Raw genomic sequence first — 24,147 nt, forward strand, 5'->3', positions numbered from 1 at the left:
GCGCCGGCATTACCCGGATCAGGTTCTACGGTTCGCCGAACATCCTCGGCGTCTCAGCCACCGCGTTGTTGCGCGGCAGCACCCGTGTGGGGCATTCAGTTGTCGCAAAGATATTACATCATTGGCTGGGAGGCTCCGGCTCGGAGGCTGTGAAGCTTTGCCCAGGCCCGTCGCCGCGTTGCCACTGCACGACAAGCCCGTCGCGGGCGCCGAAACGCACCAGATGCGTGCCGACGACGCGCTCGAAGCGCTCGACCGCGTCGGCCGTGCCGTCGATACGCATGTGCAGCACCTCCTCCCCCGCAGCGAGGCTGCACGTGGTGCCCTCCCCAACACCTTCTGGCGCGGGGAATGTAATCGCGCCTTCGCGTGCGGTGTCGTCCCACGACGCCTCGACTTTCCTGCTGAAGTGGGAAGCGAGCTGTTTGCCGTAGCGCTCGGGACGGGCTGTTTTCACGTTGGCCTGTGATGTCCGCATGCCACCACCCTAACAGAGGTTAGGCAATCCTTACCCCTCGCCGCGAGGCCGGTTACACCTGTTTCCGTATACTGGCCGAGTTGCTTTCCCCCACCTCCCGAGGAGAACCCCCACATGGCCGGTGGCCTACTCGCCCTGCTCGACGACGTCGCCCTGATCGCCCGCCAAGCCGCCGCAAGCATCGACGACGTTGCTGGCATGACCGCAAAGACGTCTTCGAAGGCCGCCGGCGTGGTCATCGACGATGCCGCAGTGGCCCCGCAGTACGTCGAAGGCCTGACGCCGGCGCGCGAGCTGCCGATGATTTGGCGCATCACTAAGGGCTCTCTGCGCAACAAGCTGGTCTTCATCCTGCCGGTCGCGCTGCTGCTCAACGCGTTCGCGCCGTGGGCGCTGACCCCGATCCTCATGCTCGGCGGCACCTACCTCGCGTTCGAGGGCGCGGAGAAGATCGCGCACAAGCTGTCCTCCAACAACGACGAGGAAGCCGAAAAAGCCGCCAACAAATCCGACCAGGACGAAGACGCGCTGGTCAACAGCGCGATCCGCACGGACCTGATTTTGTCCACAGAGATCATGTTCATCTCCCTGGACGAGGTCAAGGACCAGTCGGTGTGGATGGAGGCCGCCGTGCTGATCGCGGTGGCGATCTTCATCACCCTCGCCGTCTACGGCGCTGTTGGCCTGCTGGTCAAGATCGACGACATCGGCCACGGCATGATCAAGCGCGGCAACGCCCCGAAGACTGGCCGCGCGCTGGTCAAGGGCATGCCGTACGTGCTCAACACCATCGGCGTGATCGGCACCGTGGCGATGCTGTGGGTGGGCGGCCACCTGCTCATCCGCGGCTTCGACGAGGTCTTCGGCTGGCACTGGCCGCACGACGTCATCGCGATGGGCCAGGATGCTGTCGGCGACGGCGCGCTGGGCTGGTTCGTGGAAACCGGCGTTTCCCTGGTGGCGGGCCTGGTTGTCGGTTTCATTGTGCTGGGCGTGGTGCAGCTGGTGAGAAAGCTACGCTAGCGCCTGCCTACAATTTTCTCCATGGCAGCCAAGCAGTACTCTCTCGCCCCGTCGACGTGGGGTGCCGGCGTGGAAGTCCCGGTGGACCACGTCTCGCAGGCCGCCCTCTTCTCCGATTTCGCGGGCCGCAAGGGCACCACGTACGTCGATGTGGTGTTGGAGGCGAACCCGCTGAACCGCTCGTGGCGCGTGCGCCGTCGCAGCGGCGGGGAGCTGCCGGGGCCTGTGCTCGGCGAGGTCGCGCCCGAGTGGCGCGCCCACTTCGACGAGGTGGAGCGCGTCCATTCGTCGTTTCTGCAGCCCGCCACCGTGGCCGCGGTCAACCTGAATAGCGTCACGGGGCGTTTCGACGTGCACGTGGTCCTGCCGGAGCCGCAGCTTGCGGTGCCGCGCAACAACGCGCCCGAACAGGCCGCGGTGCTGTTGCCGGGAGACATGCTGGTCATCGACACCTCCGTCGGCGAATTCGAGGCCGCCGAACTTTCCGCCCGCTCCCCCGGCCAGTGGTTCGTGGGGCTTGTGCCTATCGACGGCACTCCGCTGGCCACCCTCGACGGCCGAGTCCTCGGCGCCATCGCCGAGCCCGACGGTGAGGCCGTACTCGCGTGGCTGTCACAGTTCCCCAACGGCGGACTCTGGGCACGCGCGGTGATACTCGACGGCATGGCCGCCCTCGACGCGGCCAGCCCAGGCGAGGGCACCGAGCAGATCCCCGCCTTGAGTGCCGCGCCGCAGCGGCGCCCGGAGCCGTGGCAGCTCATCGAGTTCCCCGGCGGCGGCTGGGCCGTCACCGTGGAGCGCGACTTCGCCACCGACCCGGCCGACGAGGTCAAGCCGAAGCACACGGCCCGCTACGTTTCGCTGGGCGGCGGTGCGCGTCCCGATGAGCTCGCCGCGCCGACAGAAATGTTCGGCCGCGTGGACGAGCCCGCCGAAACCGGGGACCCGAAGCAGCCGGAGCCGACCGCCGTGGCGGAGCAAAACACCCGGGACGGCTACCTCACCGAAGTGGAGAAGGTCCAGCTCAGGAGGAAAAATAGGAAACGTCGGCGGGGCGGACGCCACCGTCGATAAGCAAAAGCTCCTAGGCTCGGAGGTGCACAACTTCCGACAACCGAGGAGGCACGATGGCCGACCAGGGACCGAACCCGTTTGTGGTGGACATTGAGAAGGCGACGCTGGATAACGAGGCGTTCCGCGACACGCTGTGGACCGGCAAGAACCTGCAGCTGACCGTGATGACCATCCCGGTCGGCGGCGAAATCGGCGCCGAAATCCACGACGACCACGACCAGTTCCTCCGCCTCGAAGAGGGCGAGCTGCGCGCGCAGATTGGCCCGTCCGAGGACAACCTCGAAGTAGACGAAGTGATCAAGGCCGACTGGGCCGCGTTCGTGCCAGCCGGCAAGTGGCACAACTTCGTCAACGAATCCGACGCCCCGGCGAAGCTGTACTCCATCTACGCCCCGCCGGAGCACGCCCCCGGCACCCGCCACGAGACGAAGGCGGACGCCGACAACGACCCGCAGGAGACCGACGCGGTCTAAACGCAACGCAGGTCACAGCCCGGAAACGAACGTGTCGTTTCCGGGCTTTTCCGAACACCTCCTCAGCGCCGTTTCAGGTGCTAGAGTGCTCGATGGTTCTGAAATGTCTAACCAACATCTGTAGAAAAGGCGAGCCTCATGCGCACCCAGACAACCCCGAAGATCCTCATCAGCGCTGGTGTGGCTAGCGCCCTCGCACTGTCCGCCGTGGCAGTGCCCCAGGCCCACGCAGAGTCGAGCCTGTCCAGCCTGTCTTCCTCCTCTGGCACCCCCGCGAAGAAGAACCGCGAAAAGAAGCCCTGGGTGCCCGTGGAGCCGCCGAAGAAGACCGCGTCGAAGCCGCTGCGTCTCCCCAACGGCACCACCATCCAGGTCATGGACGACGTGCTGGGCAAATACTCCGCCCACACCGGCTTCCGCTCCGGCGACCTGGGTGCAATGGCGCCGATGGGCAACGGCGAGTTCGCCATGATCTTCGGCGACTCCTTCCGCGGCAACTTCGGCCAAGGGTGGATGAGCCCCGTCGGCGTGGTGGCCAAGATGGACGAGGACGGCTTTATCAAGATCCTCCGCCCCATCGACAACACCTCCGAGGTCAGCGACATGATCTCGTACCACCGCATCAACGACAGCACCCTGATCCCATCCGACGTGATCAACGTCGACGGCACGCTGTACCTCCACGGAACGTTCCACGCCCCCTTCGGCACCGTCGTGTCCTCCAACGTGTGGAGGTCCGACGACGGCGGCAAAACCTGGAAGGAAATCAGCTCCACCCCCGGTAACCACATGCGCGGTATGACGCAGCTGATCAGCTGGGACAATGGTCCAGACGGCTACATCTACGCCACCTCCACCAAGTTCGGCCGCGAATCGCCCGTGTACCTGTGGCGCTTCAAGCCGGAAGACATTGACAAACCGGGCAACTGGGAGGGCTACAGCGCCCAGATCGACGACTGGTCCAACCACGCCGAGCCGATCCTGAAGAACAACGTGAAGGCTGGAGAGATGTGCCTGCGCTACATCGACGGCCACTGGGTCCTGGTCATGTTCAACGAGGACTCGCAGGACGTCGAGGTGCGCATCTCCGAGACCCTGGGGCGCAACTGGGACAACGTGCGCGTGGCCAAGATCGCGCGGAACGGGTCCTGGGACAACGAGCAGACCCCGCTGAACTGGTCGCAGCCCTACGGCGGCTACATCGTGCCGGGCTCGCACCTGGACGACATGGACATTGTCGTCTCCCAGTGGAAGACCTCCGACAACAGCCGCTACACCGCCACCCAGTTCAACGTGAAGGGGCTGGACAAGGTCTACGGCATCGACGCGGACGAGGTGCGCGAGGAGCCGGAGGTCACGGTGGTCAAGCAGGGCTCCGAGACCACCGCGGACATGGAGGCCGAGGACAACCTGGTCAACGACAAGCCGGAGCTGTTCATGTCCTCCGAGGACAGCGAGGCGCTGGGCACCCTGCGCACCGTCGGCATCATCCTGGGCGTACTGGCGACCGTCGGCGCCATCGGTGCCGTGACGCTGCCGATGTATCGGGACATGCTGCCGGAGCCGATCCAGCAGATGCTGCCGATCTAGAACCTTTAGCAAAGCCCAGTATCATCTCCCCGGTGCAGGAAACTTCAACTCGCTCACCGTGGCCGGCCTTATGGTCGATGATGCTGGGCTTTTTCATGATCTTGGTGGATTCCACCATCGTTTCGGTGGCGATTCCCGCCATCTCGGAAGGCCTCGGCGCCTCCTATAACGAGGTCATCTGGGTCAATTCCGCGTACCTTTTGGCGTACGCGGTGCCGCTGCTCATCACCGGGCGCCTCGGCGACCGTTTCGGGCCCCGCAGCATCTACCTGATCGGCCTGGCGCTGTTCACCGCCTCGTCGCTTGCATGCGGCTTGGCGACGTCGTCTGCCGCGCTGATCGCCGCGCGCGCGTTCCAGGGCCTGGGCGGGGCGATGGTCACACCGCAAACGATGTCGGTGATGATCCGCACGTTTTCCCCGAAGGAGCGCGGCGGCGCGATGGGCGTGTGGGGCGCCACGGCGGGGCTTGCCACCGTGACGGGTCCGCTGTTGGGCGGTGTGCTTGTCGACGCCTCCGGTTGGCCCTGGATCTTCTTCGTCAACGTCCCCGTCGGTGTGCTCGGGCTGATCCTGGCGTGGATCTACGTGCCGCGCCTGGAGAGGACGAACCGGCACTTCGACTGGGTGGGCGTGGGTTTGAGCTCCGTGAGCATGTTCTGCCTGGTCTTTGGCATCCAGGAGGCGGAGAACTTCAACTGGGACTGGCGCGTGTGGGCGCTGGTGCTCTTCGGGGCGGCCACGATGGTGCTGTTCTTCCGCTGGCAGGCCCGGCAGGGCGACAGCGCGCTGGTGCCGTTGGCGCTGTTCAGCGACCGCAACTTTTCGCTCGCCGGCGCCACCATCTCCACGGTGGGGTTTGCCATCTCCACGTACATCATCCCGTGGATGATCTACGTGCAGACGGTGCAGGGCTTCACCCCCACCGAGGCGGCGCTGTTAGTCCTGCCGTCGGGCGTGATCTCCGGGCTGCTGTCCCCGTGGGTCGGCAAACTGACCAACACGCACGACCCGAAGCCCTTCGCGATCACCGGCCTGACCCTGGCGGCGGCGTCCATGGGCGCCTCCGCGCTGATCACCACCCCGGCAGTGGACCCGCGCTGGATGTACGCCGTCGCTGTGGTCTACGGCGTGGCCAACTCCCTGATGTGGGGCCCGCTTTCCATGATCGCCACCCGCAACCTTGACCCGCGCCTGGCCGGCGCCGGTTCGAGCGTGTACAACACCACCCGCCAGATCGGCGCGGTGATCGGCTCGGCGGCGATCGCGGCGATGATGTCGGCGCAGCTCGCCGCAAAGCTTGGCGACGGCACCGGCGCCGGCAATATCGCCGCCTCAGGCCAGGCCACCGGCCCCCTGCCGGAGCCGCTGCACGAACCGTTCGCGCTGGCGATGGGCAACTCGATCTGGCTGCCCTGTGCCGTCATCGCCGCCGGCGCCGTGGCCGCGTGGTTCTTCGCGCGGACGAAGTCCTGGAACGATTAGGACAGCCTTTTAGCGGCCTCAGAGTTGGATGCGGATGCGTTCCCACTCACCGAATTCATCGATGTTGTAAATCACCCGATCTGAGTGCATCCGGTCGTCCCAGATATAGGTGAACTCGAAATGATAAGGCTTGACGCACCACACGTTGAGCCGCTCTCCGCCGAAATCGCGCGACGTTGTGCCACGCACGCGCACCGCCCGTCGCAGCGGCTGCCACCAAAATACCAGCGACGCCAAATCAGTCTTTTCGAGCTGCTCAACTTTGGCCGTACGGGTCGCGGTGCCGAAGTGGAAGCCTTTCTCGTCGAGAGAAATGATGTCGACGATGCGCGCATCAGGCCGGGATTGTTCGTCCACAGTGGCTATGGTGACTGCCGTGGGGTCTCCCACGTTGTGTTCCACCGCATCTTTGAACCACTGGGCGAAGAGTTTATTGGGGTCGCGAGGAAGTGGGCTCAAGTCGACCTCTGAAAGCGAGGCGTGCGACTTCGGCAGCTCACTGATATAGTCCTGCGACAAATACACCATATGACGATTCTAGCAACCCCCGCCTACCCCCGGGCGCTCGAATCGGGTGCGATACCGGCCACACAACAGGTATGCATACTCCCATGTCCACCCACCGCCGCCGCAAACCGCGCGCGCCGAAGAAACGCATCGAGGGCACCTACCCCATCGACACCGGCACCGCCACCATCGTTGCGGACCCGGACCGCGACGGCGCATACGTGTTGGAGGTAAACCAGGTGCCGTCATCGTACGTCGTGCCCGGCGCGCCGGAGGTGCTGGAGTACGACTACATGGAGTGGATCGCGGACTTCATCGAGGCCGCGGACCTGCCGGAGCCGTTTGCCGCGGTGCACCTGGGCGCGGCCGGCTGCGCGCTGCCCAACTACGTGCAGCACCGGTGGGACAGCCGCAACATCGCGGTCGAGCTGGACCGCGGGCTGGCGCGCCTGGTGCGCGAGGCGTTCGACCCGCCCGTGGAGATCGCGGTGGCGGAAGCCCGCGCGTTCACCCACGCGCTCGCGCCGGGATCGGTCGACGTGATCGTGCGCGACGTCTTCGCCGGCCCCGACACTCCCCGCCCGCTGACCACGGTGGAGTTCTACCGGGCCGCGCACCGCGCGCTCACGCCAGGCGGGTTGTTTGTAGCCAACGTTGGTGATGTGTCCGGCCTGCCGCACACCCGTGCCACACTTGCCGGGCTGCAGCTGGTCTTCGCCCACACCGCGGTCACATATGCGGGCCGCGGCTACGGCAACGTCGTCGCCGCCGCATCCGACAAACCGCTGCCCGGCACACAATTGCCTATCGACGGCGCTGCGCCCGTCCACGACTAGAACTCGAATTCAGTGCCCAAACTCGGCTGGTAGAACACTGCCCGCTGCGCGGTGAGCTCCTTGAAGTGCGGGGAGGTGACCTCCTGCAGCGTGGCGATATAGTCCGGCACGACAAGTTTGGGCAGGCGCAGCCCCATGGTCAGGTGCGGGATCCAGCGCTCGCCGCGGCCCTCCGGGTTCGCGGCGCTGACGGCGCGGGCTGCGCGTTCGAGATCCTCCGGCGCCTCAAGCAGCCAGGCCACGGTCTGTTTTGACTTGGTGCCGAAGATGGCGACACCGGAACGTCGTAAAGCTGCAGGCAACACGGGCGGCAAAAGGTCGCTCGCCGCGGCGATGGCGCGGCGGTGCATGGCGGGCGCGAAAGTGACGGAGATGTGCGGGCGCTGGTGCTGCTGGGGGAAGCCGCGGTCGGCGAGCTCGGCGTAGATCGCGCGGACAGCCTGCTCCTCTGCCTCGGGCAGGCGCAACAGGATGTTCTCGGGCGACATTGGGCCGAGGGTACCTGCTTCTCCCGAGTACCATGGGGCGCTCACGCGAACGAAAGGAACAATGATGCAGAACGATCCCGCAAAGCCCGGCTACACCACCAAGGGCAGCCCGAACAAACCAATCGATCGCGATGAGGACCAGTTCGCGCAGGACACCGGCTCCGCGCTCGGCTACGGCGAAACCGCAGAGGAGACGGTGGAAGACACCACCAACGAGGACGAATAGCTCCTCTCAGACCTCCCAGCGCACCTCGCTGGGGTCTTTGTCGTCGCGCCAGCCCCGCCAGGAGGCCTGGCGCACTTTTTTATCCGCTGTTGATCCCGCGAGCTGCACCTCGGCGACGAACTTCGGGGTCACCCACCAGGCGTCTTTCGCGTCGGATGCGGGGATGTCGATGGGCGGGGTCTTCCGCTCGACGCGGCGCAGCTTGCGGGCGATCTCGGCGAGCTGGGCGTTGGAAAAACCGGTGCCGACCCGCCCCGCGTAGCGCAGCTCGCCGGCGTCGTCCGGCACGGCGACCAGCAGCGATGCGATGCCGCGCTTACCCGTGCGCACGCCGACGACCACCACCTCCTGGTGCAGGGCGCGCTTGACCTTCAGCCATGCGCGGGAGCGCTCCCCCGGCGCGTAGGCGGCGTCGGTGCGCTTGGCCACCACGCCCTCCAGTCCCAGCTCCTCGGCGGCGCGCCACGCAGTGTCGAAGGAGCCGGTGTACGCGGGCGGGATGACGACATGCTCGGTTTCCGGAAGCTGTTCGAGCAACTCGCGGCGGGTCCGCCAAGGCGTTCCTGTGAGGTCGCGCTCGGCAAGGCGCAGCACGTCGAAGACCATGTAGCGCAGGTTTGTCTTTGCGTCGTGAGTGCCGTGTTGGTCGGCGTGGTGCAGGGCGGAGAAGTCTGGCCTGCCGTCTTCGTCGAGGGCGACGAGTTCGCCGTCGACGCGGCCGCCGTCGACAAGCAATCGTGCGAGCTCGTTGGTGTAAGGGAAGAGGTGCGTGTAGTCCTTGCCGCTGCGGCTGCGCAGGCGGACCGCGTCGCCGACGTCCGCGAGGATGCGGTAGCCGTCCCACTTCATTTCGTAGGCGAATTCGGCGCCGTCTTTGTGCTCGAGGGTGATGTCGCCGCGGGTGGCGGCGGTGGGCAGCATCGGCGCCAGCACGGGCGCGGCGCTGGGCTGGCTGCGGGTGAGCTTGAGCAGCCAGTTTGTCTCGTCTGTGCGGATCAGCGCGAAGCGGCGCGGGATGCCGCCCAAACCGCCGCCGTCGCGGCCGTGGAGGGTGGCGATGACTTCGCGGTCGCGCCACTTTTCAATCTCGCAGGTGCCGATGTCCCAAATTTTCACTGTGCCGGCGCCGTACTGGCCCTTCGGGATGGTGCCCTCGAACTCGGCGTACTCGATCGGGTGGTCCTCAGTCTGCACCGCGAGGCGGTTGACGTCGGTGTCCAGCGGCGGCCCCTTCGGCACGGCCCAGGAGACGAGCACCCCGTCGTGCTCCAGGCGGAAATCCCAGTGCAGGTGGGAGGCATCGTGCTCGCCGATGACGAAAATCGGCTCACCCGCGCGCGGGGCGGGGGCAGCGTCGGGAACGGGCTCGCCGGTCTTGTCCTTGTCGCGCATGGAGCGGTAGGTGGCCAGCCGGTCCTCCCCCGCTGCGCCGAGGTCGGCGATCGGGTCGAGCCCGTCCTCGACGCGCGCGATGACCTCGTCGAGCTCCAGCTGCCGCAGCGCCGGGTCCGCGATCTCCTCCCACGTGCGCGGCGCCGCCACGGTGGGGCGCGCTTTCCCGCGCAGCGAGTACGGGCTGATGGTGGTTTTCTTCCCGTTGTTCTGGCTCCAGTCGATGAACACGCGCCCCGTGCGCTCCGCCTTCGCCATGGTGGCGGTGATGCGGTCCGGGTGCGCGCGCTGCAGGTGCTGCGCGAGGGTTTTGGCCACGTTGGTCACAGCAATGGCGTCGCTGGTGCCGTCCAGGCCCGCGTACAGGTGGATGCCCTTCGACCCCGAGGTCACCGGGACGCAGGTCAGCCCCATGTCTTCGAGGATTTCGCGGCACATCAGCGCCACCTCGGCGGTGTCGTGTAATTCGACGCCGGGGCCCGGGTCGAGGTCCAGCACCAACCGGTCCGGGTTTTGTGGTTTCCCGTCCGCGCCGAAGCGCCACTGCGGGGTGTGCAGCTCTAGTGCCGCGACTTGGGAAAGCCACGCGAGGGTGGCGGAGCCGTCGATAAGCGGATACGCGTTGACGCTCGTGGTGTGCTGGATGGTGCCGGTGGGCACCCACGCGGGTGCGGAATCCTCGAGGTCTTTGCGGAAGAAGCTTTGCTTGTCGACGCCTTCGGGCCACCTCTTCCTGGTCACCGGGCGCCTTCTGACCTGCGGGACGAGTACGTCGGCGACCGCCTGGTAGTAGCGCATGACATCGGCCTTCGTAGTGCCGGTTGCCGGGTAGAGCACTTTGTCCAGGTTGCTCACGGTGAGCTCGCGGCCGCCGACGCGGACCCTCTGGTCGTTCGCCATGGCCCCACTGTAGAGGCGTGCGTAGAGTGAGGCGCATGCGCGCAGTATGGACAGGTTCCGTCACATTTGGCCTTGTCAACGTCCCCGTCAAGGCGTACGGGGCGACCGAGGACCACGACTTGTCGTTCCACCAAGTCCACGACAAAGACGGCGGGCGAATCCGCTACGAGCGGCGCTGCGAGGTCTGCGGCGAGAAGGTGGAGTACAAGCACATCGACAAGGCGTTTGAGGAAGACGGCGACACCGTTGTGCTCACTGACGAGGACTTCGACTCCCTGCCCGAAGCAGACAACGACGAGATCGAAGTCGTGCAGTTCGTCCCCGCCGACCAGATCGACCCGCTGATGCTGGAGAAGTCCTACTACCTAGCTCCCGAGGGCAAAACTCCGAAGTCGTATTTGCTGCTGCGGCAGACCTTGCTGGATTCGGAGCTGATCGCCGTGGTGCGCTTCGCCCTGCGGCAAAAGACCAGGTTGGGCGTGCTGCGGGTGGTGAACAAGGTCATCGTGCTGCAGGGCCTGATGTGGGCCGACGAGGTGCGCGAGCTCGACTTCGACGACGAATTCAAGGGCACGAAGTCCCGGGCGAAGATCGGCGAGAAAGAGTTGAAGCTGTCCAAGCAGCTCGTGGAGTCCTACGCCTCCGACTTCACGCCGGAGGAGTTCGAGGACGACTACCAGGCCGAGCTGCGCAAACTCATCGACGCGAAATTCGAGCAGGGCGAGACCCTGGACACCGAGGCGACGTTCGGTTCGGATGGTTCGGAGGACGAGTCTGGGGATGACGACAACGTGGTGGACCTGATGGCCGCGCTGAAAGCGTCGCTGGACAAGCGCGACGGGAAGTCCGGTTCTGGGAAGAAGGGCAAGAGCGCTTAGCCCTGACCCCCGTCTGCGGGCCCTCCCCGGCGCGTCAAGCGCGACATGATTTTGAACACAAGTAAGGCTTGCCTTAGTTTTTCATCTTAGGCTTGCAAAGGTTAGCCTAACCATGTCAACGAAAGGGCCCACATTGAAACTTCTTCGACGCGCCGGGGCGGCCATCGCCTCCGCAGCTCTCGTTCTCGGCCTCACCGCCTGCTCGGGCGATGACCAGCCTCAGGACGCCGCGGCAACGAACACCGTCGCGGAAACGCAATCGTCCGCACGCGAGTCCTCCGGCACCGTGACCGTCACGGACGCCGCGGGCCGCACGCTCGACTTTGACGAGCACCCCGACCGCATCGTACTGGCAGAAGGCCGCGCGGTCTACGCCACCGCAGCTCTGCAGGACGACCCGTTCGACCACGTCGTCGCCTACGGCGAGGACCTCACTTCGGCTGCCCCGTCGTTCAAGGAGATGCTCCTCAAGCAGTTCTCCGAGGCTAAGGAGCTGCCGACGATCGGCTCAATCCAAAAGGGCGACGTCACCGTGGAAAATCTGCTCGCCCAGGACCCGGACGTGGTGGTCATGACCCTCGACCAAAAGAAGGCGGCAGAAGAAAGCGGCTTCCTCGCCGACATGGACTCGGCCGGGCTGAAGTACGCGTTCATTGATTTCCGCCAGGATCCGCTGGAACACACAGCAGCATCTATGAGCCTGCTCGGCGGACTGCTGGACAAGGACGACCGCGCCGCGAAGTTCAATGATTTCTACAGCCAGAAAGTCCGCACAGTCACCGAGCGTGTAGCCGGCATCGAGGACCGTCCAGACACACTCGTGTGGATGGCGGCGGGCTTCAACGACTGCTGCTCCCTCGCCGGCGACGCGAACATTGGCAAGCTGGTCACCGCGGCTGGCGGACACAACTTGGGCCCCGAGGTGCTCGGCACGGACTCCAGCCAGATCACCGCTGAGAAGCTCGTGGAACTCAACCCCGAAAAACTGATCGTCACCGGCGGCGAATGGGCACGCGACCCGAACAAGACCGAAACGTACCGGCATGTCGAGCTGGGATACCAAGCGGACGAAAAGACCGCGGTGGAAACGTGCGCCGGCCCGCTACAGATCCCGGGCATCGACCTGCTCGACGCCCCGAAGACCGGCAACTACTACGCGCTCTACCACCAGTTCTACGACAACCCGTTCAACGTGTTCGCTCTCGAAGCAATTGCCAAGTGGCTGCACCCGGAGGAATTCGCGGACGTTGACCCCGCAAAGGACTTCGAGCAGTTCCACGCCGACTGGCTCCCCTACGACTACAGCGGCACATTCTTCATCGACCCAGCACACGCAGGTTCCTAAATGGCCACCTCCGTTCACGCACCAGCACCAGGCGCCAAAACCGACGCAACACAGGCCGAACTCGAGGCGATTGCGGCGTACAAGCAACGCTCCCGTCGTAAAGTGCTTGCAATCTGCGGCCTGACGCTCGCGGCGATCGTGAGCTTCATCGCCGCGATCGTTGTGGGGCCGATCGACATCACATTCGCCGAGGTGTGGAACGCGGTGTTCAACCCGGACGCGGTGGACAACCAGACGCGAACTGTCATCCGCACCCTGCGCCTGCCGGCCGCGTTGATGGCGGTGCTCGTCGGCGTTGCCCTGTCGCTCGCCGGCGCACAAATGCAGACGATCCTGGACAACCCTCTGGCTGAGCCGTTCACACTCGGCATTTCGGCGGCAGCAGCATTCGGCGCTGCGCTGTCAATCGTCATCGGCCTGACTGTGCTGCCCAACCCGCAGCTCAACCTGGCACTTACCGCCGCTGTGTCCGCACTCGTCGCCGTCGCCGTCGTTGCCGCGGCTGCAGTGTGGAAAGGGGCGAACGCAGAGTCGATGATCCTGCTCGGCATCGCCCTGTCGTTTTTGTTCCAGGCCCTTCTGTCACTGCTGCAGTACGGCGCAAACACCGAGGCGCTGCAGCAGATCGTGTTTTGGACCATGGGGTCGCTCCAGCGCGCGAACTGGACCACCAATCTTGTCCTCGGCGCAGTCATCGTTGTGGCGGTCCCGTTCTGCGCCGCAAACGCGTGGAAGCTCACGGCGCTGCGGCTCGGCGACGACCGCGCCGCCGCCCTCGGCATCAATGTTGCGCGCCTGCGCGTGACCACTCTCCTCGTCGCGTCCGCGCTGGCAGCCGCGTCCGTGGCGTTCACTGGTGTCATCGGCTTTGTCGGGTTAGTCGGCCCGCACGTCGCGCGGATGCTCGTCGGCGAGGACCAAAAGTTCTTCCTCCCCGCTTCTGCCGCGGCCGGAGCGATGCTGCTCAGCGTCGCCTACGCGGTGTCCCTGTCCATCATCCCCGGCGTAGCAATCCCGATCGGCATTATCACCGCGCTCGTCGGTGTGCCGTTTTTCATCTTCCTCATCTTCACCCGCACGCGGCGGAAAGGATAAGGCTCATGGCGCTACAGGTAGACAATCTCACGGTGCAGTACGGCCGCAACATCATCATCGATTCCATGAGTTTCGGCCCGCTAAAAGAAGGCAGTGTTGTCGGGCTACTCGGCCCGAACGCCGCCGGAAAATCGACGCTGGTGAAAACTCTGGCGGGCATTAAAAAGCCAGCGTCCGGTTCGTGCACCATCACACTCGGCGGGGCCCGTGTCTCCGATGCGGAACGCCCGGACGTCATCGGCTACGTCCCACAAGATTTGCTCGCGGGGGCATCACTCACCGCATTCGAATCAATCGTCATCGCGGCGCGCCGCAGCGGCGGCACGACGCACAACCCCGTCGAGGCCACCGCTCGCGTGATGAGCCGCCTGGGCATCACACCACTGGCGGATCGCATGATCGCCAACATGTCCGGCGGCCAGCGTCAGCTCGTCGCCATCGCGCAGATGCTCGTCCGGGAACCGAGCGTCTTGATTCTCGACGAGCCCACCTCCGCCCTCGACCTCCGCCACCAGGTGGAAGTGCTGCAGCTTGTGCGCGAAGAAGTCGAAGACAGCGACAAGTTAGCCATCATTGCCATCCACGACCTGAACCTCGCCGCACGCTTCTGCGACGAGGTGCTGGTGATGAAGCACGGCAAGAAAGTCGTCCACGACACCCCGCGCAACGTGTTCACTCCAGAGGTGCTGGAGCGCGTCTACGGCATCCGCGCAAAGGTAATTGAGGACGAAGGTGTGCCAGTGGTCTGTCCTGTGTAGGCATTAGCCCCACTGCGGGTTGTCCACGTCCACGCCCTCGGCCGCGGCGTGTGCGGTGACCAGCTCCAGCAGGTAATCCTGCGCGCCGTTGTAGGCCTCGTGGAAGCGGGGGTCGCCCACGTACATGCGCGCGAGGATCAGCTGGCGCGCCGGGGTCACGTCGTACCACTGGGCGATACTGGCGCGGTGGCGCTCCACCAGGGCGTCGGCTTCTTCGGAGCCGGGCGCTACGCCGGTGTCGCGGGCTGTGACCAGGTCCGCGGCGAGCGCGTCCTGTTCCTCCTGGAGGCGCTTGAAGTCGCCTTCACCCATCTGCGCGAGCTTTTCCTGGGACTGCGCCCATTCCGGGGTATCGCCCCAGCGCTGCTTGGCTTCTTCCTGGTAGGCGGGCATATCCTCGCCGAGGTACTTCTTCATTGCGTCCATGTTGATGGTTCCTTTCGTTGCGTTGTCAATGAGGTGCTGGACAGATGCGAGCTGGGCGTCGAGCGTGCGCCGCCGAGAAGCGAGTGCTTCCTGGTGGTGCTTGAGGGCGCGGGTTAGGGCGTCCCCGGAGGCGTCGAGAAGCTTGGCGATCTGCGCAAGCGGCACGCCGACGCCGCGGTAGAGCGCGATGGCCGCGCCGCGCTCGAGGTCGGCCTCGCTGTAGACGCGGTGGTCGGCCCACGTGCGCGCGGGTGCGATGAGGCCGAGCGCTTCCCAGTGGCGCAGCGCCTTCGTGGATACGCCGAGGGCCTCCGCGGCTTCGCCAATCGTGTACTCGTTACCATCTGTCATGACTGCGATTGAACAGCTTGCCGCAGGGGCAAGCGCAAGTTGGGAGCGATGATGGACGAAATCCGCGTGGGCGACGCCGAACGTTCAGACGCGCTGGACCGGCTGGGCACGCTGTTCGCAGACGGGTACCTCGACGTCGGCGAGTTCGAGGAACGCACAGGTCAGGCGGCAATTGCGCGCACGCGCGGGGAGCTTTCGGCGCTTTTCGACGACCTCCCGGCCGAGCCCGCCACATTAGAAAAACGCGAGCCGTCTGAGGTTGAACTGGAAGAAAAGCTCGCCGCGAAGCGGAAGTTAGACACCGCGATCTACACCACGTTGATCGGCGGCCTGGCGGTATTTTTCGTGCTCCAGATCGGGCTCGACCTGGACTACGCCTGGGTGGTGTGGCCGGTGATGGGCATTCTCGCTGTCGCCTGGTACACCGTGTTCGACATCTCCGACGAGGAGGACGAGATCCTCGAGGAACTGCTGGAGAAGGAACGCACGGATCGCGCCGAGCGGCTGAAGCTCGCCGCCAAGCGCCGGAAAGAACTTGGGAAATAACCGGGAGTTTCCTGTGCCCGGCGGTTAGAGTGGGTGCATGCGTTTTCGTCGCGCGCTCGCGCTTGTTGTAGTCGGTTCTGTCGGGGTGGTTTCGGGGTGCGCCGGGGGCGGCGAGCACGAAACCGTGGTGGTCACGTCCACGCAGTGGGTGGAGCCGGATTCGGGGTCGGTGGTGGAGTCTGATGCGGGCGAGACTAAGGCTGAGGGCGAGGCTGAGAACGCCGCCGATTGGCGCACCGAGTACGAATGGGTCCTCTCCCACCCCGGCGACTACCCCGTGAACGCCGCGGCGCAGTACACCCCCGACGGCACCTACGAGTACGCCCTGGTTGAGGCCACCGGTGGCGGCACGCCCGAACTCCTGCTCGCGGTCGGTGGCAGCGACACCACACCGGTGATCGTGTTCACCATCGGCGACGACGGCAAGGCGCGCGCGTCCACGGACGTGCTCATGATGGGCGCGCCCGGCAACGGTGGCGGCCGGTTGACGGTGTTGGCGTCCGCGGGTGGCAGGGGCGTGTACCAGATCAGCGGTTCGTCGCTGGGCAAGGAATCCGTTTCTGAGCTGTTCGCGTTGAACGGCACGTCGCTAAGCGGTGGCACAAAGGAGAACTTCCCTAGCGACGGCCTCCTCCCGGACCACCAACTCATCGACTGGATCCCGGTGAGCAACCTGCAGCCGCTTCACGACGGCAACCTCACGGTGCTCCCGCCCAGCGGCGAGAGTGTGAGCGGGGGTGATTCGCAAACTGCTCCTTCGAATCAGATCGAGTTCGTGGGCAATGTGGTGCGCAAAACCGGTGAAGAGCTTATGGCACCGCGCGGCCTGGACATGCCCAACGGCCAGGATCCGCAAAGCGAGTACTTCTTACTTTGGCTGGATCAGCCCATGTCTGTGACGGGGTTTGTCGGTGGCGGCACCGATACGAAGGAAATTCAGTATGTCGCGTTGGGTAGCCGCGAGCTGTGGCCGCGCGGACCTGAGGAGAAAAACATTGAGTGGGAAGGCCGCGTTGGCGAGAGAATCAGAATTCTGAAAAACAAGGACGCCATCGGCTTCCCTTCCGATACTTCGATGCCTCTCGGCGCCCTGTGGATCTCGCCCGAAGACTCGTTTGAAGTGCTAAATTAACCCTATTTCGAACGGGTGTTCTAATTCCGGGATGGCCGTGTCGGACGCGTTGTTAGATTGAGTTCATCACTTTCAAACAACCGCAATCCCGGCAGGAAGGAGGGGCCATGACCAGCGAGATCACCCAGTGCGTCGACGAGATTTCCTCAGCGCTGCGCACGCTTAGCACACTGTTCGAGGACCCCTCCGCCCTCGCATTTGAGGACGTCCGGCACGACATGGAGCGCTTGGAGGAGCAGTTCAAAAAGAAGGCATCTATCGACGCAGCATTCGCCTTCATCGCCGACCGGGACGATGCCGGGCGCGTCGTCGGGGCCAACTACCCAAACGCGTACCTGCAGCAGTGCCTGGACCTGTCCAAGAGCGAGGCCTACAACCGTCTCGAGCGCGGCCGGCTGCTCTACGGCGCACCGCCGGAGCCCACCCCTCCCCTACCCGAAGACGTGGAGGACCTGTTCGACATGGCCGGTGAGGACGCCGAGGCCGAAGCTCAAGCCGCCGCGGAGGCTGCCGCTGAAGAAGAACGCGCCCGCCAGAAGAAGGCACGCGAGAACTCGTCGAAGGTCAGCGCCGAGAAGCAGGACATTATCCGCCGAGAGTTAGACAAACTGCTCAAGGCCGCGTCCTGCGAGCGCACCCGCATCCACTCCGAGGCCATGGAGGAAGCACTGCACCGCAGCCCCGAGGATCTGCGCCTGTTCGTGCGCAAGGCAGTGAACGCGGCGAACCGGAAGCACGCGCCCCGCTCCAACCCGAACGCCGGGTTTGAAAAGAGGAGTGCCACCTTTGGTCGTCGCAAGGCAGACGGCATGGTGGACATCCACATCAACGCCACCGCTGGCCACGCCGCGCTGATGAAAGCGCAGATGGACAAGGGGCTGGCGCCGAACTCGAACCTGCCGGAGGAACTGCAGGGCGAGACAGATTCGCGTACACCGGAGCAACGCCGATTCGATCAGTTCTTCGCCATCTTCGAGCAGTACGAGGAGAAGTGTCAAAAGTCGAATGACGGCGCCGCGTCCGTGGTGCTTGCGCTGACGTTGGACGACCTCGCGGACGGCGACGCCGCGATGCTCTTCGACACCAACACCGGAATCGAAGTGGACTGCTTCGACCTCGTGCGCCTGGGCATCGACGGCACAACCGATTTCCTGCTGCAGGTCGACGGGGTCAGCTCCGTGCCACTGTGGATGGGACGCACCAGCCGGCTGGCGTCGGTGGCCCAGCGCATCGCCATGTTTGCGGTGCAGGGGGTCTGCTCCTGGCTCGGGTGCACCGCCGCCATGTCGGAGTGCGAGGCCCACCACATCCTCGCGTGGATCAAGGGTGGAAACACCGACATCGAAAACCTCACCGGGCTATGTCGCGAGCACCACAGGTGCAACAACGACCACAGAGACGGCTCCTTTAACAAGGGGTACATGGATTTCGACCCGAATACGGGCAGGTCAGGGTTCCGACGGCGACCGAGTGACCCGCTCAAATTCAACCAATCGGTCCCGGCGAAACACTCGGCGGTGAGCAGAATCTATGCCGCGAAGGGCAGGTGCGAATGCGCCAAGCACACCGGCCGCGACCCCGCGTTTTACCCGCCCGGCCACCCGCCGATGAAAGACACCTGGACACCGATGCGGGTGTGACGAGCACCGGGCGTAGCGTGGTCGGCATGCGCATTTACACCGTGGGCCACTCCAACCTCGACTTCGACGACTTCATCGCGATGCTCTCTGCCGCCGGGGTAAAGTCCATCGTTGACGTGCGCAAACTCCCCGGATCCCGGAAGTATCCGTGGTTCAACGACGACCACCTCGCCGCGCACTTGCCCGAGCACGGCATCGCCTACAGCCGCAGCGAGGGCCTCACCGGCCGCCGCAATGTCTCGCGCACCGTCCCCTTCGAGGTCAACGGCAACTGGCGCAACCGCAGCTTCCACAACTACGCCGACCATGCCCTCGGGAACGAATTCGCTGACGCCCTCGCCGAACTGCGCAACCACGCAGCCAACACCCCCACCGCCGTGATGTGCTCCGAGGCGGTGTGGTGGCGCTGCCACCGCCGCATCATCGCCGACCACCTCATCGCCCACGGCGACGAGGTTCGCCACATTATGGGGATGACGGCGGAGGAGGCGTCGATAAGTAATGCAACCTTGAACGACGGCGCCGTCATCGGCGATGACCTCCTTGTCCGCTACCCAGAATTCACCTGAAAGAAACCTCACCGCAAAACGGCCTTTCTAAGGTTGCTCTCACACAACCCGCCCAAAGAGAAAGGCCCCTCGTGTCCGCCCGTTACCGCATCCAGCTGATCACCGCGACCACCACCGCCGCGCTCGCCGCCGCCTTCACCCCGTTCACCCCGGCGGCGCTGGCGGCCGAGACCTCCGAGTTCACCATCTCCAACGTCACTGACTTCCACGGCTACTGGGAGGAAACGAAGTACGTCCCGGGCGCAGCCCACCTCAAGTGCGCCGTAGACGAGGCCGCCGCGGGCAAGACCCACGTCTTCACCTCCGCCGGCGACAACATCGGCGCCTCCCCCTTCGCATCGAAGCTGCTCGACGACGCCCCCACCCTGGAGATCCTCAACCGGATGAACCTCCAAGTCTCCGCACTGGGCAACCACGAGCTCGACGAGGGCGCCGAGGACTTCTCAAACCGCGTCACCAAGGCCGCGGACTTCGACTACCTCGCCGCCAACGCCAAGACCGTGAAGAACACGAAGGACTACGTGGTCAAGGACCTCGACGGCGCGAAGGTCGCCTTCGTGGGCACCATCACCGATGACATGCCGAACCTGGTCAACCCGAAGTCCATCGAGGGCATCGCCTGGAACGACCCGGTCGCGACCACGAACAAGCTCGCCGAGCAGCTAAAAGATAGTGGCGAGGCCGACGTGGTCATCGCACTCGTGCACGAGGGCGGCATCAAGGCCGACGAGTTCTCGGACGCCGTCGACGTGGCGTTCCTCGGCCACTCGCACCAGTCGATCGAGCCCACCGGCGAGAAGCCGCTTTTGATCCAGGCCGGCTCCTACGGCGCCAACCTCGCCAACGTGGACCTGAGCTTCGACCGCTCCGCCAAGAAGCTAACCGTGAAAAACGCCGAGCTCCTCGACGCCGACACGATCCGCGCCTGCGACACCCCGCAGCCCGAAATCGACGCGGTGATCAAGGACGCCCTGGACAAGGCCGGCACCGAGGGCAAGAAGGTCATCGGGCACACGGACGAGGACCTGTACAGGGCGGGCGACAAGGAGTCCCAGCTCAACAACTACATCGCGGAGGCGACCCGCCAGGGCGTGTCCAAGAACTCGTCTGTCACGGCCGACATCGGCGTGATGAACGCGGGCGGCGTCCGTGCCGAGCTCGAGGCCGGCGACGTCACCTACGAGCAGGCGTTTTCCGTCCAGCCGTTCGGCGGCGAGAACACCTACGTCGAGCTGAAGGGCTCCGACGTGGTGCAGGCGCTGGAGGAGCAGTGGCGCGACGACCCGGACCGCCCCATGTTCCCGCTGGGCATCTCCGACAACGTCTCCTACACCTACGACCCGGCCGCGCCGGTCGGCTCCAAGATCACCTCGGTCACCGTCGACGGCGCCCCGATCGACCCGGAGAAGACCTACGTGGTCGCCGGCTCGACCTTCCTGCTCGCCGGCGGCGACAACTTCAAGGCCTTCACCAAGGGCTCCGAGCCCGCGAACTTGGGCTACGTGGACCTCAACGCGCTGGTGGAGGCGCTCAGCTCCGGCCAGAAGCAGCGCACCGGCCAGTCCAACGTAGGCGTCCACCTCCCCGCCCCGGTCACCGCGGGCAAGGAAGCAACCATCGAGCTCAGCTCCCTCCTCTTCGACAAGGGCGAGCGCGCCACCACCGCCACCGCATCGCTTGGCGACGCCTCCGGTTCCGCCACCATCTCCCCCAACAACGGCGACCAGACCGCCAACGAGTACGGCACCGCCACCGTGAAGCTGACCGTCCCGGCGGGGATGTCTGGCGCCCAGGAACTGCGCATCACCACTGACGCCGGCACCGAGGTGACCGTCCCCGTCGAGGTCGCGCCCGCCGCGGGGCAGGCCGAGCCGAGCAAGCCCGCCCCGAGCACGCCAGAGCCCGCTGCCGACAACGGCTCGAGCTCCGGCAACCTCGGCTGGATCATCCCGGTGGCGCTCGCGGGCGCCTTCGGGCTCGCCAACCTGGTGGCCCTGCTGTTCCCGTTTGCGGTAGACGGGGTGCTGGGGCCGATCGCTAAGCGCTAGCGGGCCTGCCGGCGCGGGTGCGCGGCGACTGGCTTATCGTTAGCTGCATGAAGGTTTCCCGCGCCCTGGCCCCGCTCGCTTGCGCCCTCTTCCTGGCTTCCTGTTCCACAGCCGGCGAGACGGTCGTCGTCACCGCTACCGAGTGGGTTGATCCCGACTCGGGAGAGGTGGTGACCACCGAAATCGGGGCACCTTCGGCCCCAGAGGATGCCACCGAAGAAAACAGCGGCGCCACCGAATGGCCCGCGGAGTACGCCAAGGTCCTCGACGACCCAGAGGCCTACAACTTCAACGTGCCCAGCCCGGGCCGCGACGAGGTCGACCACGTGCCCGACGGCGAGTACTTCTATGCGCTCGTAGAGGCCAACGGCGGCGGCGCGCCCGAGCTGCTGCTGAGCTCCATGAGCTCCGACGAGCACTCGAACCATTTCGCCCGCGTGCTCGTGTTTTCCACCGACGGCGGCTCCCTGCAAACCTCCGGCGAGTCCCTGATCTACGGCGCCGCCGGCGCGGGCGGCAGCCGCGCCGGCGTGGAGGCGTCCCAGCTGGGCCGCGGCCTGTTTCAGGCGCACTGGGTCAGCGGCACCGGCGACGGCTCAACGGTATGGCACGACGTGGACGGCGCCACCATTTCCGCCCCGACCGAGCCCGAAGAAATGAACGTGCAGTACCCTCGCCCCGGCCATTTGACTGTGAATTGGCAGCCGACACAGGACCGCGCCGCCCTCGATGCCGGCGAGCTGACGGTTTCCATGCCGGAGGTGCGCGGTCCGGCGCCCGTCGATGAGCCTGATGTTGTCGTCGAAGGCACCGTGGTGGCGAAGACGGGCGCCGAGCTCATCGACAGCATGCCGAACGGTGAAGACCCCGCCAGCGAGTACCTCCTGCTCCAGCTGGACGCGCCCCGCGAGTTCACCGACCACCACCACGCCGGCTCGGTGTACTCGCGCGATGCCGAGTACGTCTCCTTGGGCCGGCGCGAGATCAGCGCGCGCGGTAACGAGCGCCTCGACGGCTTGGAGTGGGAACGACTCCAAGGCGAGCGCGTCCGGCTCACCGTCGCCCCGGAGCACGTGCACTTCCCCACCGACACCTCCATGCCGACAGGTGCGCTGCGCGTGAGCCAGTACAAAAACGCGGAGATCCTCTAACGAGTCTTGCGGCGCGTCGCCATGACGACCCCGGCCGCCACCAGCGCGAGCGCGCCGAGGCCGAGCACCACGTAGCGCAGGGACACGGCGGGTTCCGAGGACTCGCCCCCTGAAGCATCCGCCGAACCCGCAACCACGCCGCGGATCCATTCGGCTTGCTCCGCCACCGGCGCCACCGCCACCGCGCCGTTGGAGTTCATCTCCTCCTCGGTGGGGTTTTCCGCGTCCTCGAACAGGCCCGCCGACATCACGCCGGCGACCTTGCGGCCGGAGAAGATGGCGCCGCCGGAGTCGCCAGGCTGGATCCGCGCCCCGTGCTTTAGAGCGACGTCGAGGGCGGACGGAGCGTCGAAAAGCGCGAGCGGCGATTCCCCGCGCACCGTCGCCTCCGCGGCGGGCAGCTTGGTCGAGCCGCCGGAGCCGTCGGAGGACCAGCCGTAGATGTTCACTTCCCCGGACGGCACCGTGTCCGCAATCGTCGCGTAGGTGGAAAGCCCCAGGTCTTCGGTGGTGTGCAGCAGCGCGATGTCGCCGCGGGGCGCGACCTCGTGACGGTCCACCTGGAACACCTTCTGGTTTTCGCCCTGGCCGGTGCGCACCGAGCCGCCGGGCTTGGCGGCCGCCTCGACGCAGTGGCGGGCGGTGATCACCCAGTGCGGGTCGATGGCGGTGCCGGTGCACACGCCGTCGTCGGGGTCGGAGTCGTCCACGCGCACCGAGACCACCGGCTCGGCCTCCGCCGCGTCGCCGGCGAACCGCTCCGATTCCATCGCCCCCGCGGGCTGCGCCGCCAAAGCAACACCAACTGCAACACCAACTGCAACACTAAACGCCAACTTTTTCATCTTTTTCCTTTCCAACCACCGCCGTAAGGCGGCGAACAATACTTTCCAATGGCCCGCGCTTAAACACGGCGAGCCAGCCGTACGCGATCACGGCGGCGCCGATCACGCTCGCCCACACCCCGACCCACTGCGCGCTCAGCACGTGCAGGCAATACAGAGTCAGCGTCATCCGCCCCAGCGGCGCGAGCCACCCCAGCCATCGCCCCGCCAGGCAGCACAGGGAGCAGATGCCTATCGACGCCCCGGCGGTCCCCACCACATCGACGAGCCCGCCGGCGTGGCCGGTGGCGTCGAGAAGCGGGGGCAACGGCACCCACCACCGCAGCGCGACATCGGCCGCGAACAGCGCGCACCCAACAAGTGCCCCGGCGCGCAGCGGCATGTGGCGCGCGAACAGGATCCCCGCGACCATGAGCACCGCCCACATCAGCGGCGGGTACGGCGAGCTCGACGGCGCGAGTGCTGCGGAGCCCAACGTGCCGGCGAAGGCGAGCCACACCAGCCACGCCGAATCCAGCTTCGGCGCCCACGCGAGGACGATCATGCAGACCCCGATCGTGCCCAGGACCACCTCGATGGCCCCGGAGAACGGATCAAGCGCGAAGTGCAGGGCAATCAGGCACGCCCCGCGCACCACGAACTGCGCCGGCCGGGCGCGCATCAGCCCCATGGACACCCCGGCGAGGAACGCGAAGAGCCCCGCGGGGAAGCCGAACAGCAGCTGCGCTGCGATGCCGCCCGGCGCGGTGAGGTGCGCGACGATCATCGCGATGAGCGCCACCGCCCGGGCCGCGTCGATTCCAACGATTCTGGTCTGCATGCCGCTTGAAGCTACGAACCCGCGTGTTGCGCCCGCGTTAACCCGGACGTTTACACGGGCGCAACATCGCGG

Annotated in this window: 24 protein-coding genes; 17 read left to right on the forward strand and 7 right to left on the reverse strand. The window is 65.8% G+C overall.

From position 1 onward, the window contains the following. Window positions 1-118: 118 nt before the first annotated feature. Complete coding sequence (locus O5O53_RS03835; protein ID WP_194560317.1) at window positions 119-478, reverse strand: DUF2218 domain-containing protein; 360 nt, start codon at window positions 476-478, stop codon at window positions 119-121. A 114-nt stretch (window positions 479-592) separates the two neighbouring features. On the opposite strand from O5O53_RS03835, the gene O5O53_RS03840 reads away from it, so the two are divergent. The 5 genes from O5O53_RS03840 to O5O53_RS03860 all read left to right on the forward strand — a co-directional run bounded on the left by O5O53_RS03840 (window position 593) and on the right by O5O53_RS03860 (window position 6,122). Next, window positions 593-1,501 (forward strand): DUF808 domain-containing protein, encoded by a 909-nt coding sequence (locus O5O53_RS03840; protein ID WP_269509201.1) that lies wholly within the window; start codon window positions 593-595, stop codon window positions 1,499-1,501. 21 nt (window positions 1,502-1,522) lie between these two features. Further along, on the forward strand, window positions 1,523-2,575 hold the full coding sequence (locus O5O53_RS03845) for a hypothetical protein (protein WP_269509203.1): 1,053 nt from the start codon (window positions 1,523-1,525) through the stop codon (window positions 2,573-2,575). 53 nt (window positions 2,576-2,628) lie between these two features. After that, window positions 2,629-3,048: a cupin domain-containing protein gene (locus O5O53_RS03850; RefSeq protein WP_269509205.1), complete on the forward strand. Its 420-nt coding sequence runs from the start codon at window positions 2,629-2,631 to the stop codon at window positions 3,046-3,048. 138 nt (window positions 3,049-3,186) lie between these two features. Further along, window positions 3,187-4,638, forward strand: coding sequence for a DUF4185 domain-containing protein (locus tag O5O53_RS03855; protein ID WP_269509207.1), 1,452 nt, complete (start codon window positions 3,187-3,189; stop codon window positions 4,636-4,638). 80 nt (window positions 4,639-4,718) lie between these two features. Further along, entirely contained in the window at window positions 4,719-6,122 is a 1,404-nt protein-coding gene (locus O5O53_RS03860; protein ID WP_367616712.1) for a DHA2 family efflux MFS transporter permease subunit, read from the forward strand. Window positions 6,123-6,140: 18 nt separating this feature from the next. Here O5O53_RS03860 and O5O53_RS03865 read toward each other — a convergent pair whose 3' ends face one another. Beyond that, window positions 6,141-6,650 (reverse strand): pyridoxamine 5'-phosphate oxidase family protein, encoded by a 510-nt coding sequence (locus O5O53_RS03865; protein WP_269509209.1) that lies wholly within the window; start codon window positions 6,648-6,650, stop codon window positions 6,141-6,143. Between the two features lie 83 nt (window positions 6,651-6,733). Here O5O53_RS03865 and O5O53_RS03870 point away from each other — a divergent pair, with 83 nt between their 5' ends. Further along, on the forward strand, window positions 6,734-7,465 hold the full coding sequence (locus tag O5O53_RS03870; RefSeq protein WP_269509211.1) for a spermidine synthase: 732 nt from the start codon (window positions 6,734-6,736) through the stop codon (window positions 7,463-7,465). On the opposite strand, the gene O5O53_RS03875 is transcribed toward O5O53_RS03870, so the two are convergent. Then, window positions 7,462-7,953 carry a 2'-5' RNA ligase gene (locus O5O53_RS03875; protein WP_269509214.1) on the reverse strand — a complete coding sequence of 164 codons (492 nt, stop codon included), beginning with the start codon at window positions 7,951-7,953 and terminating at the stop codon, window positions 7,462-7,464. The two genes, O5O53_RS03870 and O5O53_RS03875, sit on opposite strands and share 4 nt — an antisense overlap. A 61-nt stretch (window positions 7,954-8,014) precedes the next feature. Between O5O53_RS03875 and O5O53_RS03880 the strand changes: the two genes are divergently transcribed. After that, on the forward strand, window positions 8,015-8,179 hold the full coding sequence (locus O5O53_RS03880; RefSeq protein WP_269509216.1) for a hypothetical protein: 165 nt from the start codon (window positions 8,015-8,017) through the stop codon (window positions 8,177-8,179). A 6-nt stretch (window positions 8,180-8,185) separates the two neighbouring features. On the opposite strand, the gene O5O53_RS03885 is transcribed toward O5O53_RS03880, so the two are convergent. Further along, entirely contained in the window at window positions 8,186-10,471 is a 2,286-nt protein-coding gene (locus tag O5O53_RS03885) for an ATP-dependent DNA ligase (protein ID WP_269509218.1), read from the reverse strand. A 35-nt stretch (window positions 10,472-10,506) separates the two neighbouring features. Here O5O53_RS03885 and ku point away from each other — a divergent pair, with 35 nt between their 5' ends. The 4 genes from ku to O5O53_RS03905 all read left to right on the forward strand — a co-directional run bounded on the left by ku (window position 10,507) and on the right by O5O53_RS03905 (window position 14,547). After that, window positions 10,507-11,349: a non-homologous end joining protein Ku gene (ku, locus tag O5O53_RS03890; protein ID WP_269509220.1), complete on the forward strand. Its 843-nt coding sequence runs from the start codon at window positions 10,507-10,509 to the stop codon at window positions 11,347-11,349. A 133-nt stretch (window positions 11,350-11,482) separates the two neighbouring features. Beyond that, a complete protein-coding gene (locus O5O53_RS03895) occupies window positions 11,483-12,694 on the forward strand; it encodes an ABC transporter substrate-binding protein (RefSeq protein WP_269509222.1) in 1,212 nt (403 codons plus the stop codon). Then, complete coding sequence (locus O5O53_RS03900; RefSeq protein ID WP_269509224.1) at window positions 12,695-13,789, forward strand: FecCD family ABC transporter permease; 1,095 nt, start codon at window positions 12,695-12,697, stop codon at window positions 13,787-13,789. A 5-nt stretch (window positions 13,790-13,794) separates the two neighbouring features. Next, window positions 13,795-14,547, forward strand: coding sequence for an ABC transporter ATP-binding protein (locus O5O53_RS03905; protein ID WP_269509226.1), 753 nt, complete (start codon window positions 13,795-13,797; stop codon window positions 14,545-14,547). Window positions 14,548-14,550: 3 nt separating this feature from the next. On the opposite strand, the gene O5O53_RS03910 is transcribed toward O5O53_RS03905, so the two are convergent. Continuing rightward, the gene (locus tag O5O53_RS03910; protein ID WP_269509228.1) at window positions 14,551-15,324 is read right to left on the reverse strand and encodes a MerR family transcriptional regulator; all 774 of its coding nucleotides are present in this window, start codon (window positions 15,322-15,324) and stop codon (window positions 14,551-14,553) included. A 48-nt stretch (window positions 15,325-15,372) separates the two neighbouring features. On the opposite strand from O5O53_RS03910, the gene O5O53_RS03915 reads away from it, so the two are divergent. From O5O53_RS03915 to O5O53_RS03940, 6 genes are all read left to right on the forward strand, one after another. After that, the gene (locus O5O53_RS03915; RefSeq protein WP_269509230.1) at window positions 15,373-15,870 is read left to right on the forward strand and encodes a DUF1707 SHOCT-like domain-containing protein; all 498 of its coding nucleotides are present in this window, start codon (window positions 15,373-15,375) and stop codon (window positions 15,868-15,870) included. Between the two features lie 37 nt (window positions 15,871-15,907). Continuing rightward, a complete protein-coding gene (locus O5O53_RS03920; RefSeq protein ID WP_269509232.1) occupies window positions 15,908-17,002 on the forward strand; it encodes a hypothetical protein in 1,095 nt (364 codons plus the stop codon). Window positions 17,003-17,109: 107 nt separating this feature from the next. Further along, window positions 17,110-18,642, forward strand: a complete 1,533-nt coding sequence (locus O5O53_RS03925) for an HNH endonuclease signature motif containing protein (protein WP_269509234.1) — start codon at window positions 17,110-17,112, stop codon at window positions 18,640-18,642. 26 nt (window positions 18,643-18,668) lie between these two features. Further along, window positions 18,669-19,211, forward strand: a complete 543-nt coding sequence (locus O5O53_RS03930; RefSeq protein ID WP_269509236.1) for a DUF488 domain-containing protein — start codon at window positions 18,669-18,671, stop codon at window positions 19,209-19,211. Between the two features lie 71 nt (window positions 19,212-19,282). Further along, window positions 19,283-21,259 carry a bifunctional metallophosphatase/5'-nucleotidase gene (locus tag O5O53_RS03935; RefSeq protein ID WP_269509239.1) on the forward strand — a complete coding sequence of 659 codons (1,977 nt, stop codon included), beginning with the start codon at window positions 19,283-19,285 and terminating at the stop codon, window positions 21,257-21,259. Window positions 21,260-21,306: 47 nt separating this feature from the next. Continuing rightward, complete coding sequence (locus tag O5O53_RS03940) at window positions 21,307-22,410, forward strand: hypothetical protein (protein WP_269509241.1); 1,104 nt, start codon at window positions 21,307-21,309, stop codon at window positions 22,408-22,410. Here the strand turns inward: O5O53_RS03940 and O5O53_RS03945 are convergent. Then, the gene (locus O5O53_RS03945) at window positions 22,407-23,255 is read right to left on the reverse strand and encodes a trypsin-like serine protease (RefSeq protein ID WP_269509243.1); all 849 of its coding nucleotides are present in this window, start codon (window positions 23,253-23,255) and stop codon (window positions 22,407-22,409) included. The genes O5O53_RS03940 and O5O53_RS03945 overlap by 4 nt on opposite strands. Next, on the reverse strand, window positions 23,236-24,075 hold the full coding sequence (locus O5O53_RS03950) for a DUF418 domain-containing protein (RefSeq protein WP_269509245.1): 840 nt from the start codon (window positions 24,073-24,075) through the stop codon (window positions 23,236-23,238). The genes O5O53_RS03945 and O5O53_RS03950 overlap by 20 nt, the downstream gene beginning before the upstream one ends. Between the last annotated feature and the right edge of the window lie 72 nt (window positions 24,076-24,147).

The sequence above is a fragment of the Corynebacterium faecium genome, assembly GCF_027257105.1.
In the GTDB taxonomy this organism is placed as follows: domain Bacteria; phylum Actinomycetota; class Actinomycetes; order Mycobacteriales; family Mycobacteriaceae; genus Corynebacterium; species Corynebacterium lehmanniae.